Origin of the sequence: Paraglaciecola arctica BSs20135, assembly GCF_000314995.1 — a bacterium.
Classification (GTDB): Bacteria; Pseudomonadota; Gammaproteobacteria; order Enterobacterales; family Alteromonadaceae; genus Paraglaciecola; species Paraglaciecola arctica.
Genome location: NZ_BAEO01000072.1, coordinates 33479 through 50826 on the forward strand (window position 1 = coordinate 33479; position 17348 = coordinate 50826).

Here is a 17348-nt window from a genome sequence, read left to right on the forward strand (position 1 = left end):
CATTAACTATCTCAGTAGGTTACTCAGCACTTATTAGAAAACTAAACTGTAATGGCGTAATCGGTACTTGATATTGTTCAGCTAAATTAGGCCCGCAGGCTGCGGTGCCTACTCCCCTAACCTTATAATCGAAATTAAACACTGTGGTATCTAACTTGTTTAATTCATTAATATGTCCAGATTGATGTATATCGTTATCCCCATACTGACGGCCACTAAAATTCATGGTGTTCAATAAAGCCGAAAACTTAAGGGAATCTTTACCATTGCCAACTTCTACCCACCGAATACCTGTACGGTTGCCATATTCTTGAGGTTTTACATAACGCTCAAACATGTTTTCTACACTGTCAGTATATACATCGATTAAGGCTGACTCTGCACGGTCAATATAGCTTTCATGCGGACCAGCACCAAACCATGAAATATTACTATAATCACTGGTTAAATTAGACTGATAGCCAATTTTAGCCATGCTTTTAACTGCGTTTGTAGGGCTAAGATCTGTCGTAATTTTTACCTGATCATTTTGAAAAAATTCATAACTGATTTTTGCATCGAACAGTTTTATTTTTTGCCTATTCAGGATCTCACTCGTTATGTTTATGGTATTACCAGAAAGCTTTGTATCAAGTACTTGGTTTGAAGTGTCACTTAATCCTAGCGACTCCCATACTTTGGCACCGCTGATATCTATGTTGTCGTTATCTGTTGGTGGTCGCCAAAAATTAAGACGCAGTGGTGCTTTTAAAATAGGCATATTATTTTTAATAATTTGGCTGAGATATCCTGTATCAGTATCAATACTCCAAGTGACAGTTGCTGACTGAATATTAATGCTGTTGCTTCTCTTTTGTATCTCTAACTGGATTTGCGTGCCTTCTTTGGGAAGCTCTAAGGATTGAGCTACATTTGATAGGTGCTCTAACTTGAATTGGGCATAACCAATTTCATGGCCTTTGGGCAACAATTCGCTGCTATTTTTTTGTCGAAATGACACATTTAAAAAGTATTCACTGCCATCCTTAACTAGTTCTGGATAATTTAACAATATGCTTGAGTTTGCATGTGGGGCAATATCTAATTGGGTGTCAGATTTTGTCCATATTATTTCGCCATTTTTTTGAATTTTCCAAACCATGTCTAGTTCGGATAAATTGGTAAAATCAAACCTATTGTTTATAGTTATTTTGCCATTGGCTAAATCTGTTGGCAGTACTTTTACCGGTTGATAAACCTTCTTTACTTCATAAATATGTGGGTGTAATTTTCGGTCAGCAGCAACTAAGCCATTAATAACGAAATTTCTATCTGTATTAAAGCCTTTAGGTTCAAAGTCACCACCATAAGCAAAATAAGGTGTTCCCTTTGAGTCATGTTTTATTAAAGACTGATCAACCCAATCCCAAATATAGCCGCCTTGAAACACTGGGTGTTTTTCTACTTCAGCCCAATAGTCCTTTAACTCACCAACACTATTACCCATAGCATGGGCATATTCGATTAAAATCAACGGTTTTTCTGGCGCTTTTTCAAGATAACCAACACATTCTTCGATACTTGGATACATGGGGGCAGCCCAATCTGAATAAGACCATTTCCCAAATTCTAGATGTGAACTTTTATAACGGATATTGCCTGCATACACCACGGAGCGTGAAGGGTCTCGTTTCTTTATCCAATCAAAAGTATGTTGAAAGTTAATGCCGTTACCCGCTTCATTACCCAGAGACCAAGCGATAACTGAAGGATGATTTTTATAGATTTCTATATTATTCTGAGTGCGACCCATAAATGCAGGTAACCACTGTGCATTTTTAACAGGAGAGTTTGGCTGTGAGCGTATTTGATGAGTTTCAATATTGGTTTCACTCATTAAGTAAATGCCATACTTATCACTTAAGTAGTACCAATATGGATCATTCGGGTAATGTGCTGTTCGAACCGCATTAATATTGTGTTGCTTCATCAATTTAATATCTTTTAGCATGGTTTCGTGAGACACATATCGTCCAGACTCAAGGCTGTGCTCGTGGCGATTAACACCCCTTATAATTATCGGTTCGCCGTTAACCAACAACTGTCCGTTTTTGGTTTCTACAGTACGAAACCCAACATTATATGCAACGGCCTCTAGCGAATTTTGCTGCTCATCTTCTAACACAATAGAAAGGTTATAAAGATAAGGGGTTTCAGCCGTCCATTTTTTTACGTTTTTAATTACTTGTTTAAATGTAAAAACTGGATCGTCTAAATTTTTCTGTGTGATTATGTTCTCAAAATGAGCAACAGATTGTCCTAATGCATTTTCTAATTGAACTATAAGTTTACCTTTAAACGCCTTTCTCAAGGTGTTTTTGGTTTCAACACTCAGCTCAAACATGCCATTTTGGTAAGTCTTGTCTAAAGCACTTTTTACATAAAAATCTTTGATATGGTTGTTTGGCCTAATAATTAATCGTACATCTCGTTCGATACCAGTCAAACTCCACATGTCTTGGTCTTCTAGGTAACTCCCATCACTCCATCTAAGTACTTTTAATCCGATGCGGTTTGTTCCTGTTTTTACAACAGAAGTAATATTAAACCTTGCGGCGGTTTTACTTCCTTCGGCATAGCCAATTTTTTCTCCATTTACCCATAAAAAGTATGCTGAAGAAACCCCACCTAATTCAAGATAAACTTGCTGCTCTGTGATGTTTCTATCCAGTTGAAAAGTCCTTTTGTAAACACCTGTAGGATTATCATCTGCAGGCACAAAAGGAGGATTAACTGGCTCAAACGGGTAATCAACATTGCGGTAAATAGGATAGCTATAACCTTGTAATTCCCAATTGCCTGGAACCTTTATTTTTTGCCAATCGTTATCCATATTATTGGAAAATATTTTGTCATCAACTTCAAACGGATTAGCAAATAATCGAAAGTCCCATTCGCCATTTAATGAAACAACCCGATCAGAGTCCAAACCGTTATTCTGCTTAGCTTTTTGTATAGTCGAGGCAGGAGTAAAATCCGTAACTGGAGACTCGGAGTTCACTCTAAATACACTTGGGTTTTCCCAGTAAGGCTGCGCGCTCCCATAAGCTTTTTGAGATCCACTGGTGAATACCATTACATACATTAAGCATAAAAAGAGTGTATTCACTGATAAATTCATTACTTAGACACTAAATAATTTTTGTATTTAAAATACATAGCTTGAGCGACTCTTACGGGATCTTGATAAGCCGTACTGGTGTTCTTATATGGCGTCATTACCCAGTTTTCTTCCCATTGACGCACATCGAAAGTTTGGTTGTTTTTAACCGCGTCATGATAAGACTGCCAACGAGGTGCATAATAATTGCCAATTAAACCGCTCCACACTCGCCCCGCATAATCATTAACAGGATCACCACCCCAGGTTGTGAGTAGGCGTTTAGCATTAGATTCATAATAATCCTTTTCTGCTGTAGTGCTTCCCCAGGTGCGAGCATAATCGACCCAAGTAACTAATTGGTGATTTGGGTGCTCTGCTAATAGTTTATCCATGGTGTGCATCACAGATATAGCTTCGTCCAATACGCTGTAGTCACGTTGCTCAACGTCTTTAGCTAAAAACTTAGTTAATAGGTTGTCTGTTACTAAACTTAGAAACAAGGTCGTTATTTCCATGGCATCGTGTTGATATAACTTGTTGTCTTTTAACTGTTCACTGGCTTGTAAAAACAAACCGGTTGCTTTTATAAAGTCTTCAGACTCATGTACTGTGGCATGATCTTCAACCCCTTCAGGATTTCGATAAGGGCGTAATTGAAAGCGGTGAATCGGATGATCAACAAAAGAGCCTAATGCTGATTTATTCAAATAACTAAAGGCTTTTTCTAATGATCCAGGGTAAGCGCCGTAACGTTGCATCGCATATTTTGCTTGCCATTGGTCTACGTCGATAGCTTTACGTTGCCAAGCCATATCGGTCAGTAGCTCATAAATCATCTCATTATTTTCAATCCCTTCTGGGGCAAAGCCAAAACCGATAAGATTACCTTTATCTTTATAGTTAAGGGCATCAATAGGTAATTCGGCGTATATATCGAAACGACCATTGAGTGGTGTTTTTCCACCCATATTTGGAATAAAAGAATAGATCCACTTTTTGTTAAAAAATCCTGAATACATTTTCCAAGAAGGATCTATTTTCCACCAAAGTTTATTATATTCATTGGCTAAATCGAGAATAAGTAATTTGTCGTCGGGCACTTTAGAGACTAATGCATGAAGACGTTCTGGGGTCCAAAAAAGTTGTCTATTTTCATCTTTATGATAAGGGAAAGTCCATCCTTGCATAACCCAAGTTGCATCTGGATTTGCAGCCTTAATTGACTGATAAACTCTATCACCATAACCTGCAAGCTCAGTTAATAATTCGGCTTCGGTATCGGCTGGCGGTACATCCATTTCATTAAAACTATCAGCTAAGTAATATTCGTTTTTACCAAACTCTTTTTGCCATTCTTCAATGTACATTTTGCCTATTTTTACAAATAATGGGTTTTCAGGTGAAAGCAGGTATCCGTAAGTTGATTCGGGTAAACCGCCGCCCCAACTTAAACGCCTAATTTGAGCTTCTGGAAAAAGTTCACTCGTCGCTGGAGGAACAAAACCGGCAAAAGCGTGCACAATTGGCGTCATGCCTAATGAACGCAAACGCTTAAGTATTTTGTGATTAAGCGCAATTTGTTCGTCGAAGTAGCTTTCAGGTAGTTTATCACCGCCATCCCAAGTGATGAGGTTACCCATTCGGTTCCAAGCAAAATGCGCAGGGCCAGAGAAGTATTGATAACTCTGTTGCTTACTAAAACCTAATTTTCTAAATACCCGATGCAAAATCGCTTCATGAGCACCACCAATTAACGGCATGTTCATACCATGCATAGCCATCCAATCAATTTCTTTTTCCCAACGAGACCAATCCCAATAAGGCGTGCTGTAACCATGAGTCACTACATTAAAATAATATCTGTATTGATAAGGAGTAGACTCACTTTTATTAAAAGGGCTAAGTGTTGTGGGTAAGTGAAAGTTCTCGCCTGACCAACTTAACAAGTTGTTGTGTTCTTGCTTTAAATACGAATAACTAGCCCGAGTTAAGGCAACAGGACTATTTCCCTCAATAAAAACACAATTATCGCTGGTTGAAACATTGAATTGGTCATTGGCTTGCTGATCAACAGTTTTGGTTAGCTTGAGTACAAAGCGTTCACTGATGTCGTCCCCTAAAGTACGAGACAGAACAGACTTGGCGGCCTCTATATCACCAGCAACAGCTTGGAATTGTAAACTAATAAAGAGCAAAAATAGTGCTACTTTCGGACGGTTTAACATTTTAAGAAAAAAGTTCATTTTGTAAAAATCAATTATCGACACCATGATACTATTAATAATATAAATAGATTTAAGATGCAATTAATTTCAATATTTATCGAATAAAACGCCTCGCATAAAACCAAATAATTGGCGCGATTTATTGATGAGGACATATAAATGACATCGTTATTTTATGCGTTGCCTATTACTAAAAAATTAGTAGATAAAACCACAACCAAGGTCAACCAGCTTGACGATTGGCCTACTGAAGTAAATGGGATTGTTCAGAAATGGAATGTCAATGTTAAAGATGTTGAAGGAGATTTTTTATTAACACCAGACTTACCAGAACAATCAAGCCTTGCGTCACGACTATCGACTGAAAAAAAGTGGATTACGTTAATCCCTTATGGGGCAACCAAGTTGAGACTAACTGTGTTTCCACAAGCGAATAAAGAGTAAGCAAACCCCTTTTCTAATTACACAGCAATATTTAGGTATCTGGAGTCAGTTACCTAGATATTTAAATTTTCACCCAAACAGTGTCGATGTAATTAATTATGATTATGTCGATGTTAATAACTGAGGTTTTAATTATTATAATGAATTATGCACGTTTTTTTACCTACTTTTGGCTAAGTATTTTTTTGTTCTCATGCTCTTGGCAGGGGAATAATCCGGTTACTAGTGATGTCGTTATTAAAGTGTCTGATTATAATGTTATTGCTGGCGTGGAGGATGTTACCCAACCTCTCAGAAATGCAATTAGCGCGGCCAAAAAGCGTAATGCTAACAAGCTAGTTTTTGAGCCAGGTATATATCATTTTAAATCGGCCACTGCGATGGCAGACTATGATTTATTGATGTCATCTAAGTTGCATTTTGATACTCCTTGGGGCTTAGGCGCTGAAGGTTATAACAAATCAATTTCCTTTAATGAGCTGAATAATTTAACCATAGATGGTCAAGGTTCAACCCTTGTTTTTCATGGTTTGACACAGGCAATCGAACTGATATCTAGCCATAACATCACCCTAAAAAACTTTACAATAAAATGGCAGAGGCCTCTCTTTTCTATTGGCACAGTATTGATTGCTGACGGCAATACTGTATCGGTCGAATTTGATGAAATATTCCCAGTGGTGGGTGGTGAACCCGTTTGGGCGTATATGGATTATAATCCGCAAACAAAAAAATTAGGCGTTTTTGACGATTGGCGTATTAAAGAGCCAATGACATTTGTTTCACCACAAGTATTATCATTTAAAAGCGATAGAAAGTTACCTGTAGGCCATCGTTTAATTGTTAGGCATGTGGGTAATTATCGCCCAGCCATACACCTTGTTAATACCCAAAATATCCATTTCGAAAATGTCACCATTTTGTCGGCTCCTGGCATGGGGGTCATTGGTCACAATTGTCATAATGTCAGTTTTAACAAATTGAGTGTTAAGCCTGAAAAAGATCACCTAATGTCGACTAATACCGATGCCACTCACTTTATTAGTTGTACTGGTGAAATATCGATAAAAAATAGTTACTTTGAAGGAATGGGCGACGATGCAACCAATGTGCATGGCTTTTATCTGTCAATTAAAAAGATAATTGATCAGCATAATATTGTGACGTATCTGGAAGCTAACACTCAAGACCATTTAGTTGATATCCCTGCTGTTGGTGACAAAATGGAATATATAAACCGCAGTAATCTGTCGATTATTGGTGGAAATATTATCAAAAAAGTCACAGCTCATGAAAATAGAGAAATATCTATTGAATTTAGCGAGCCCTTACCTAAGGGATTTTTAGCAAACAACTTACTTGCTAATGCAACTAAAACGGCAAGCTTACATTTTGCCAATAATACGGTTAAAAATATTAGAGCTCGCGGTATTTTGTTTCAATCTAGGGGGGCATTAATTGAAAATAATACATTTGATTCAACAACTGGCACAGGCATTCTAATCGATACTGCAACAGGCTGGATGGAATCAATAGGCACACAAGATGTCATCATCAGAAATAACGTCATTAAGTCTAGTGGTTATGGCGATGGTACTTATAGGAATGCATCAGGTATCGCAGTGCTAACCGAGTCTAATCAATCGATATCGGGTGTTCATAAAAATCTCACAATAGAAGGTAACCGAATTGAGGGCGTGGGTAATCGAGGAATATATGTCTGCTGTTCGGATAATGTGCAAATTAAAAATAATGTCATTAACAACTCAAAGCCTAAAATTTTCACCGAAAATACGACTAACCTGACACTTATTAATAATACAGGTAATGATTAGACTTCAAGATGACATTTCAAATTCTGCTCAACTTTGTATCGACGCAAAGTTGAGCAGAATTTACAGATCCTAATTAATTGTAATTTTGTTAGTTAACCTCAAATCTCTTGATGAAGATCCAACCACAATTGAAAAAGTACCCGGTTCAACAATCCATTTTTTTCTTTGTGCATGAAAGTAGCTAAAGGCTTCTTTGTTTAAAGTCCATTCCACAACCTTAGATTCATTCGGCGCTAATGTGACTTTGTTAAAGGCTTTTAATTCATTAATTGGACGAGGCAACTCACTTTTATGATCATGCACATAAAGTTGTACAACTTCTTTTCCTACAACAGTACCCGTATTTTTAATCTCCACACTCACCTTGTATGATTGATTCGTCACCTTTTGCACAGAAAAATTGGCATAGGAAAAATCCGTATAGGATAAGCCATGACCAAAGGGATAAAACAGGTCGATATTATTTTTATCTAAATAGCGATAACCTACAAAAATACCTTCATCGTAACGGGCTTTTAAATCTGGCGTTTTATAGCCAATAAAGGCAGGAGAATGGGACTCTTGCTGTATAAATGAAAAGGGCAGCTTGCCAGAAGGATTAACCTCACCAAATAAGACCTTTGCAATGGCATTGCCACCTTCTTGTCCTGGATACCATGCTTGAACAATCGCAGAAACCTTATTATGCCATGTATTCATGGAGACAGAGGTACCGGTTTCTAATACAACTATGGTATTTGGATTTACCGCACTGATGGTCTTAATTAATTTGTCTTGGTTGGGTAAATCCAGTGTTTCTCTGTCATTACCTTCACCTTCATGGCGATTAGATAAACCTGCAAAAATAATAGTAATATCGGCTTCTTTAGCTGCCGCTATCGCTTCATCCATTAAGTTTTGCCCTGGAATAGTCCAGCCAAGTTTAACCCCTGACTCCCATGAGTACTGAAAATATTCTATTTTAATATCATATGATTGCTCAGCATTGAGTGAGATCACACCATCATGTACTTTTTGTTTACCTTGATGGGCTTTCTTATCGATGATCAATTTATTATCGATATACAACCGAGCGCCATTGGGATGCATCAAGGTAAAAGTATAATCTCCCGATTTAGGCGGATGTATTTGACCACTCCATTGAATAGAAAAGTGATTGTTATCATCAGGGGCATGTAATGCTGAATGTGGTGCGCTGTAAGACCAAAAAAAGCTAATGTGCTGATCTGTTCTGGTCATCACTGGCTCACCGCTTAAATCGGTGCTAGTAAAATATTCACCAAGTAAGCCTTGCTCTGTTTTAGCACCCGTTTTGCCATCAATCGTGTGGGACAAATATTGGCTGCTGATCGGCAAAATATCATCAGCGATTGCTGTACCAGCAGCAACAATAAGTTCAATGTCATCACCAACAAGTTGTTGAATGCCCTCAAAGGGGGAAACACTGTAGGTGGGAACCACCATAGAACTACCACCCGCCCCTGTTACTGCTTCAATAGCATTAGGACCGATTAAGGCTATTTTTTTTATGGTTTTTTTATTTAACGGTAAAATGTTTTTGTCATTTTTTAGTAACACAATGCTTTGTTCTGACACTTCCCTAGCAAGGTCTTTATGAGATTGTTTATCAATAACACTAGGGTCTTTATGTAATGACGAGTCAAAGATACCAGCGGTCATACGAGCGCTGAAAATACGGCGAATTTTTTCGTTAATAACCTCTTCAGATACTTGCCCGTTTTTAACGGCATTTAATAGTTTGTCACCGTAATATTCGCCAAATGGCATTTCTAGATCTAATCCGGCGTTTGCTGTGGCTACTGTGCTTTTTACTGCCGCCCAGTCAGAAACAACATAACCTTCAAAACCCCACTCGTCTTTAAGTACTTGGTTAAGTAAAAAGTTGTTTTCACTTGAGTAAGTACCATTAACTATGTTGTAAGCGGTCATCACAGTTTGTGATTTACCTTTTTGCACGGCAGCTTTAAAAGCGGGAAAATAAATCTCACGTAATGCTCTTTCACTGACTTGTACGTCAATAGTACTGCGATTCCATTCTTGATTATTAACGGCAAAATGTTTCGCCGCAGCCAATACTTTGTTGGATTGTAAGCCTTGTATATATGCAGCGGCTAATTCTCCCGCTAGAAAGGGGTCTTCACCGTAACTTTCAAAATTACGACCTCCTAGAGGATGGCGATGAATATTGATTGCAGGGCCAAGCATGTAAGTTATTCCCTTTGATTCAGCTTCTTGCCCAATCACTTTACCGATCCGCTCAAGCAGTTCAGGATCCCAACTGGCAGCCATAGATACAGGGGCCGGAAATGCCGTAGCATTACCTTTTCTAACACCCGCAGGGCCATCAGCCATGCTCACTGCGGGTATGCCTAATCGAGTATTTGCTCTAGTGTCAAAACCAATGCCACTAAGTTGCTCGATTTTTTCTGCTAATGTCATTTTCGAGATTAAATCAGCTACTCTTACATTTACTGGTAATGATATATCTTGGTAACTGTTTTTATCTGTCGTTTTGCTAACAGTAGATCCTGATGTCAGCATGACACCCGCTGTAAAAACAAGTTTTATGAAGTTAAATTTTCTAAAAGTAGACATGTAAATGATTCACTATTATTGGTTATTATCTATTGGTAAATACCGATTGATTATTTAACTTCAATGGTTTGCTTATTTGCGCCAACACCTTTAATTGTCAGCTTTTTCCAATGTTTAGGTAGTTGCGGTGTTTTTTGTATCAAACCTGACTCAGTTATTTCTAGTCCAGCAAAGCCAGTTAAAACAGCTTGCAGCATGCCTCCAGCAGCGGTTGCAAAGTAAGGATTGTTATCAAAAGCGCCTTCTGCTAATACACCAAAGGGAGGACGTTTATTTGGCTGATAAGCTTGTTGAAACAAACGCCAAGCTTTTTCTTTCTGCCCTAATTTAGACGCAATAATGGATAAAATAGAGTGGGTCATCGCCGGGCCACTTTCATCAAAACGTGGCGTGTAATAATTAAGATCTTGTTCAATAATTTTTTTGTCGGTGATAAGTCCTAATGGAAACGTTAATAAGTTAGCATCGGCTTGTTTAACAATACGCCCATCATAGGTGGTGTATTCTTTAGTGGTACCATCTGCAAATTTTTCGATAACAATGTTACTCGCTACTTTTTCCCAGATAGGTTTAGGTTTTAATCCCAATTTTTTAGCGGCAGAAATTGCATGTTGTAATACTGAAATGGCAGCACCATTAGTAAAAGCATTGTTATCAATGTTTTCAGCGTATTCATCTGCACCAACCACATTGTTAATGTTATAACTACCGTTTTGATTTTCTGTGACGCGACTTACCCAAAAATCAGCCACTTCACTTAACATTGGATAGGCGCGTTCAGACAGCCATTGTTGGTCTTGAGTAACGAGATAATAATTCCAAAAAGCAATACCAATAACTGCGGTAATGTGATGCTCAAACGGGCCCGTTAATGCCCAAATAGGTGTTGACTCTTGGCCTAAATTATCCGATTCCCATGGGAACATTGCACCATCAAAGCCATGAGCCTTAGCATTGGTTTGTGCGGCTAACAGGCGATTAAATCGGTACTCAAGTGCTGAGCGAGCCAATTCTGGCTGTAACATCATAAGAGGCGGTAACATCCATAACTCACTATCCCAAAAGATATGCCCATAGTAGTCAATGTTCGAAAGACCCATAGGAGGCAGACTATAATCGGTGCCAGCACGTATATAAGAATATAAGTTGAATAAAGCGAAGCGAATATCTCTTTGGGCCTCTATGTCCCCCAATATTTCTATGTCACCTTGCCACAGTTTCAACCATGCTTTTTCATGGCCAGCTATGAGTTGCTCTTTTCCTGCAAGGCCTGCAAAAATACTTAACCTTTCAGCTTCGTTAGTGGGATCTTGATAGTGCTCAGAGGAGGTAATAGCGCTAATAATCGAAAATCCATAGGTTTGGCCTTTTTTTAGGCTGATTGTAAACTCTGAACGATTATTACCTTTGGCAACGTTATGGTTACTAATAACTGGGGCGTCACCATCAAATGTATAAGTATTTGCCGCAGAAATGGTGGTGCGCCCAGATGGAGAAGTCGCTTCTGATACGAGTAAAGGTATTTTGACATGATCTCGTTTATACACTTTGAAGCTATCACCTGTTGGGGTTAATTCTTTAGGTGTTTTTATGGAATTTCTAACAATGACATCGACATCGTCAGTAGCAATGATTTGATATGTTTGCAAAATATTATGCGGCAGATGACGCAATACATATAGTTGATGTTTAACATTCACTTTATTAAATGAAAAATCGGTGGTGATCATCCCTTTTTGCATGTCGAGTTGCTGTTGCCACTGCTGTATTTTTTTGCTGCGAGTTAATTGTTGGTTATCAATAATCAAGTCGACACTTAAAGGCTCAAGTGCAGGTAAAAAACTAGGGACATTATCAGTGCCATATTTATCAAACACTCCATTAAGTAAAATTTGCTCTTTATTTAATGGTGACGAAGAGGTTCTAACGCCGATCATGCCATTAGCAAGCGTTGGCGCCATATAGTCTTTTTGAGTGTCAGCGGTTAACACCCACGGATTTTGTGTGTTAGAAGCGACAGCATACGAAGACAAAAAGATTAATAACAAAAGGGTTAATCGTGTGGGATATTTCATGAAATACTCTTATTTTAAAATTAAAAAGAGAGCAAAAATGCTCTCTTTTATTTTTACATTAAAGTAAATAAAACTTACTTTATTCTCAATTTAGAAAACAGCTCTAATACCAAGTGAGTAACGTGGACCAGTTTCGGTTACCGTTAATGTTTGATTGGTAAATTCAGCATTCTTTATATAAAGCTCATTAGTGACGTTAATCCCTTCGAAGAAAACGGTGAGAGCGTCATTAATATCATAACTAGCACTAACATCTATTTGATGATAATCCTCTACATAATGTGCATCGCGATTAGATCTAGGTTTGGCTTGCATGAAACGATCACGATTGTTGTAAGCTACACGAAATTGAATTTGATCTTTTTCATAAAATATAATCAAGTTTTGCGAGTCGCCCAGACCGATTAGCGGTAATACTCTACCCTCTTCATCAGCCGCAGCTTCACTATCAGTAAATGTCATGTTTGCAATAACACCTAAACCGTCAAAAGGTCCAGGCAAACTGGTAAACATATGTTGTACCGCTAATTCAAGACCATCAATTTTAGTGCTGTTTGTATTAACACTACGAGTGATTTTGAAATCATATGTACCAGTAGGTACTGTTATTTGTTCAATAACGTCTTCAGTTGAAAGATAACCATCAACATCTTTCTTAAATCCTGAGATAGAAGCATAGCTGCCTTCATCATAATAATATTCTAATGAAAGATCTAAATTGGTAGATTCATAAGGCGATAGTTTAGGGTTACTTCCAGATCCTCGTAAGTCGTCAATTTTACCACCGTCATAACTGGTTATTGGGGATAACTCACTAAGGTCAGGTCTTGTTAAGCTTTTTGAGTAGCCAAAACGAGCAACCATATCTTCAGTTATATTTAGCCTTGCATTAATACTTGGTAGAAAATCTTTATAGCTATGCTCAACATTAACGGGTAAGTAATCCTCTGATTTAACGGCAATCACTTCATTAGGTTGTTGTTGTGACTCAATAAGGTTTGTAAGCCAAATTTGCTTACCTTCTGAGGTACTGGTTGTTTCAACATAACGAGCACCAGCAGTAACAGCCCAATCCATATCACTTATAGCGCCTTCAAAATGAAAGTTCGCATAAATCGCTTTAAGAGACTCATTAACTTCATATGCCGATGCTGAATCCACTATGTTATGACCACCTTTAGCATATAATGCTCGAACAGCTTCAGGATCGTCTAATTGGTTAATTGCAGTGTCAGTAGCTAACCATGCTAATAAGTCATCGGAGTTAAATGTGGGCCAATTCTGTGTAGGGTTACCCGAGCCGCCTGATAAGAAACCGTCTGAATCATAGTTAGTAAATAATGACGAAGGCAAGAATATTTTAGAACTGTTATCACCATAGATCCAAGGTAAAGAACCCGGAGTTTCGGCAAAAGTATCGCTTAATGTTCTATCTGAATAAAAAGCACCAAAGTCCATAGCAACTAATGGTCCAGCATCAAGAATATAGTTCGCATCAACTTTTGCTTCTAGTACTTCATCTTTAATACGATTACCCTGCAAGTTTGCCCAACCAGCATAAAGTTGATCACCTTCTTTAAAAGGTTCAAAAGTCATGGTAGGTAATAAATCGCCTGATGATCTATCATAGCTATAATTACCAACCTTTCCTGCTACAGTATCTGACCATCCTTTTTTAGGATCGGCTTCTGCTTCAGAATAGCTAATATCACCAACCACACTGAATCGATCAGTTACGTCCCATTCTAGGTTAAATCCATAAGCTTTTAATTCATTGGTACTGTCAGATTGACGCACTAATGAATCAGTTGCATGACCCGTAACATCTAGCTTTTCAACCGTACCGTTACTGTCAATTGAAAGGTTGCTAATGTTATCATCTGTAAACCAATGAGCTAATACATCTTGACGGTATTTCACGTCATATTTAGAGTAAAGCGCATCAGCCGTTAATGTTATGTTTTCTGCAGGTTTATACTGCAATACCAGTGTACCACCGGTGCGATCACGTTCTTCAGTTTGTGCTATTTGGTCGTAATTTCTTGGTACATAGAGTTGTGTGCCTTCATGGCCAACAACTTCATTAGTTTTACGATAATACGCAGTATTGGCTTCATCATATCGGCTTTCTCTTGAGCTGCTTGAGAATGAAAATAACACACCAAATTTATCATCATCAAAAGTATTGCTGAATAAACCAGAGAACTGAGGTTTTGTTTTGCCGGTCATTGAATCATATTGACCTTTAACGCTACCTATAGCTTTAAAGCCAGGAATATCGAATGGGCTTAATGACGTGATATTTACCGTTGCGCCAATCGCGCCTTCTTGTAAGGCTGAAGATTGTGTTTTATGAACTTCTGCGCCGCTAATTAATTCAGATGCAAATATATCAAAACTAAACGCACGGCCACCACTGGTGGTAGCTAACGTACGGTTATTGAATAACACAGAGTTAAATTCTGGCCCCATACCACGAACCGTAATGAGTTGACCTTCGCCACCCACACGGTCGATTGAAACACCTGTAATACGTTGTAAAGATTCGGCAACGTTTTGATCGGGAAATTTACCTATGTCTTCGGCAGTGATAACATCAACTACGTTACCGGCACTTTGTTTGATAGCTCGTGAATTAATTAAACTTGAACGGATACCGCTTACATTGATGACTTCAACGTCATCATCCGCATTTTGACCGTCAACTTCCTCTGCAGCTAATGCGTATGAGCTTATTCCTAAACTTATCATTAAGGCCGCTGATAAATGGCTCAATTTGAATATTTTACCTGGCTTCATGTTGTGTCCTCTGAGATTTTTTTTATTAGGGTTTGTAAATATATTAAGCGTGTAAACTAAGATATTATTTATAATACAATTAAGAGTAGTATTTATAATATAAATAGAAATAATATTCAAATGATTTATTAAGGATTTGTTATTTTTTATGTTTGCTGTTGTTAAAACCCACTTTTATTCAAATTAACTTATTTTTCATAGCAATTAACATTGGTATGTTATTTAGTGATTCGATTAGGTTTGATGCTAGTGATAATGCACGCTCAGAAAGTGTTTCATTTATCTCTGATGCCGTGATTTTTTTCAGGTGGGGCTGATTAATGGTGAATAACTCAGAAACAACAACTGATTGGTTATTATTAAATGTAATGTCTAGTTGTACTGGCTCAATAAGATCATGTTGCACAAGTTGCTCAATATACGATTGCTGGTGTGCACTGTGTTGGTGACTTGTTTGCAAAATATTAGATTGTTCTAGTAGCTGTGCATCATCTTGCAAAGCATATAAATTTTCAGCCTGTTCAAAACCAAGCAAAGCAATACACACGTACTGAGTATCAATTTTTTTTAGGAATAAAGGGAAATTTTTGGCTAACTCATTCGATGTTAAAAGATCAACTTTTACCCAATTTTGCTGTATCACCTGTTTGGGTTTGATTTTTGCTATTTCATTTAACAAATCTCTATTACTAGGTAACAGTTTGGGAATATTGTTTTTTCTATCTTGTACTTTTTCTAAGCTTTTTTTAGCAAGTGCAAAGGCTTCCGACGAACTATCAATTAAGTTAGGCTGGCTAGTAAATCCCATACCATAGAGTATGTATTGGTAACTGGCTGCAGGAAATAAATCATAAGGGCTTAAGTAACCATTATTACCAGGAGCTTGCTCTTGCCAAAGAGTGAGTAAATCTTTAAGTGTGTCAGGAATTGTTTCTGGTTTTTTATTGTCTATCCAAAATTGACTATCTGTGCGTTTACTTAATACATAATGTAATTTAAGAAAATCAATAATGCGTTCCCATCGAAATACAAAAATCTCATTATAATTTTTGGCCACAACGTCCATGGCTTTGCGTGAAGCGGGTAAGTGCTTTGAGATCATCAAAGCGGCAAGTTCGACCATAACCAGAGCCGAAGCTTCAAGTGGTTCAATAAAACCTGCAGACATACCTACAGCAACACAATTATTAACCCAAAACTTTTCACGGTATCCAGGTGAAATATTGAGCTCTCTAAATGTCAGTTTTTCTACATCGGCAACATCGTTACTTAGGTAATTTTTTAATTGCGCACATGCTTCGTCTTTTGAAATGTATTTGGAGGAATAAACATGACCTACCCCTCGCCGTGTGGGCAAACCTATATCCCAAATCCAACCGGCTGTTTGCGCAGTAGAAACGGTGGCCGATTCAATTGGTGCATTTTCTGAACTATAAGGCACTTGTACTGCGAGGGCTTTGTCGATAAAAAGTATGTCTTTCTTGCTAATAAAGGGCACTTTATAATGTTTGTCTATTAATAGTGCAGCTAACCCAGAACAGTCTATAAACAAATCCCCAGCAATCGCTCCGTGATTTTTTGTCACTACTGCTGAAATATCATTATTATCCGTTGCTTGTACTGCTATCACATCGTCAACTATATGTTTTACATTTAGTTTTGTTGTGCAGTGCTGTGTCAATAAAGCCGCAAACTTCACAGCATCTAAGTGATAACCATGATTTTCAACAGTCGCATAGTCGGGTGACTCTACTTGCTTAGGTGCTAGTTTTTTATCGCACAGGGTTGCTTGTAAACTGACAGCTTGAGCAAAAGGAATACGCTCTTTTTGGGCAAGCCAGTAAGGCGCAAGATTGACTTTGTCAAAATCTTGCGGCATTGAAAATGGATGGTAATATTGATCAGACTCTTCGCCACTAACCCATTGTTTAAATTTGGAAGCTTGCTTAAAAGAGGCATTACAACATTGTAAAAAGTCAGTTTCTGCAATACCTATTTTTTTTAATGTGCCCACCATGGTTGGCCAAGTACCTTCGCCAACCCCAATAGTACCAATGTTTTTAGATTCAACTAACGTGATGGTAATTCTTTGATTATCTTTAGTTGCATGCTCAGCAGCTAATAATCCAGCAGTAATCCAGCCCGCACTTCCCCCGCCGACGATAACAATTGATTTAAGCACTAGCAGGTCCAAATAATTTAAAAATATTTA

8 protein-coding genes are annotated in these 17348 nt (G+C 37.9%); 2 read left to right on the plus strand and 6 right to left on the minus strand.

The features are described 5' to 3' along the window. Positions 1-19: 19 nt before the first annotated feature. Positions 20-3148, minus strand: a complete 3129-nt coding sequence (locus GARC_RS25575) for a glycoside hydrolase family 2 TIM barrel-domain containing protein (protein WP_161603946.1) — start codon at positions 3146-3148, stop codon at positions 20-22. 11 nt (positions 3149-3159) lie between these two features. Then, positions 3160-5367 (minus strand): alpha-N-acetylglucosaminidase, encoded by a 2208-nt coding sequence (locus tag GARC_RS25580; RefSeq protein WP_039990553.1) that lies wholly within the window; start codon positions 5365-5367, stop codon positions 3160-3162. Positions 5368-5526: 159 nt separating this feature from the next. Here GARC_RS25580 and GARC_RS25585 point away from each other — a divergent pair, with 159 nt between their 5' ends. Both GARC_RS25585 and GARC_RS25590 read left to right on the plus strand, forming a co-directional pair. Then, positions 5527-5811 carry a hypothetical protein gene (locus GARC_RS25585; protein WP_007625991.1) on the plus strand — a complete coding sequence of 95 codons (285 nt, stop codon included), beginning with the start codon at positions 5527-5529 and terminating at the stop codon, positions 5809-5811. Positions 5812-5951: 140 nt separating this feature from the next. Continuing rightward, a complete protein-coding gene (locus tag GARC_RS25590; RefSeq protein ID WP_007625993.1) occupies positions 5952-7646 on the plus strand; it encodes a right-handed parallel beta-helix repeat-containing protein in 1695 nt (564 codons plus the stop codon). 69 nt (positions 7647-7715) lie between these two features. On the opposite strand, the gene GARC_RS25595 is transcribed toward GARC_RS25590, so the two are convergent. The 4 genes from GARC_RS25595 to GARC_RS25610 form a co-directional block, all read right to left on the minus strand. Continuing rightward, on the minus strand, positions 7716-10262 hold the full coding sequence (locus tag GARC_RS25595) for a glycoside hydrolase family 3 protein (protein ID WP_052151583.1): 2547 nt from the start codon (positions 10260-10262) through the stop codon (positions 7716-7718). 50 nt (positions 10263-10312) lie between these two features. After that, on the minus strand, positions 10313-12337 hold the full coding sequence (locus GARC_RS25600) for a glycosyl hydrolase family 95 catalytic domain-containing protein (RefSeq protein ID WP_007625995.1): 2025 nt from the start codon (positions 12335-12337) through the stop codon (positions 10313-10315). 90 nt (positions 12338-12427) lie between these two features. Beyond that, complete coding sequence (locus GARC_RS25605) at positions 12428-15136, minus strand: TonB-dependent receptor (protein ID WP_007625996.1); 2709 nt, start codon at positions 15134-15136, stop codon at positions 12428-12430. 178 nt (positions 15137-15314) lie between these two features. After that, the gene (locus GARC_RS25610; protein ID WP_007625997.1) at positions 15315-17318 is read right to left on the minus strand and encodes a tryptophan 7-halogenase; all 2004 of its coding nucleotides are present in this window, start codon (positions 17316-17318) and stop codon (positions 15315-15317) included. Positions 17319-17348 lie beyond the last annotated feature (30 nt).

Bases quoted from the DNA above. Each gene is read 5' to 3' on its own strand.
- GARC_RS25595 (WP_052151583.1), bottom strand. From the start codon at position 10,262: ATGTCTACTTTTAGAAAATTTAACTTCATAAAACTTGTTTTTACAGCG.
- GARC_RS25585 (WP_007625991.1), top strand. From the start codon at position 5,527: ATGACATCGTTATTTTATGCGTTGCCTATTACTAAAAAATTAGTAGAT.
- GARC_RS25600 (WP_007625995.1), bottom strand. From the start codon at position 12,337: ATGAAATATCCCACACGATTAACCCTTTTGTTATTAATCTTTTTGTCT.
- GARC_RS25605 (WP_007625996.1), bottom strand. From the start codon at position 15,136: ATGAAGCCAGGTAAAATATTCAAATTGAGCCATTTATCAGCGGCCTTA.
- GARC_RS25590 (WP_007625993.1), top strand. From the start codon at position 5,952: ATGAATTATGCACGTTTTTTTACCTACTTTTGGCTAAGTATTTTTTTG.
- GARC_RS25580 (WP_039990553.1), bottom strand. From the start codon at position 5,367: ATGTTAAACCGTCCGAAAGTAGCACTATTTTTGCTCTTTATTAGTTTA.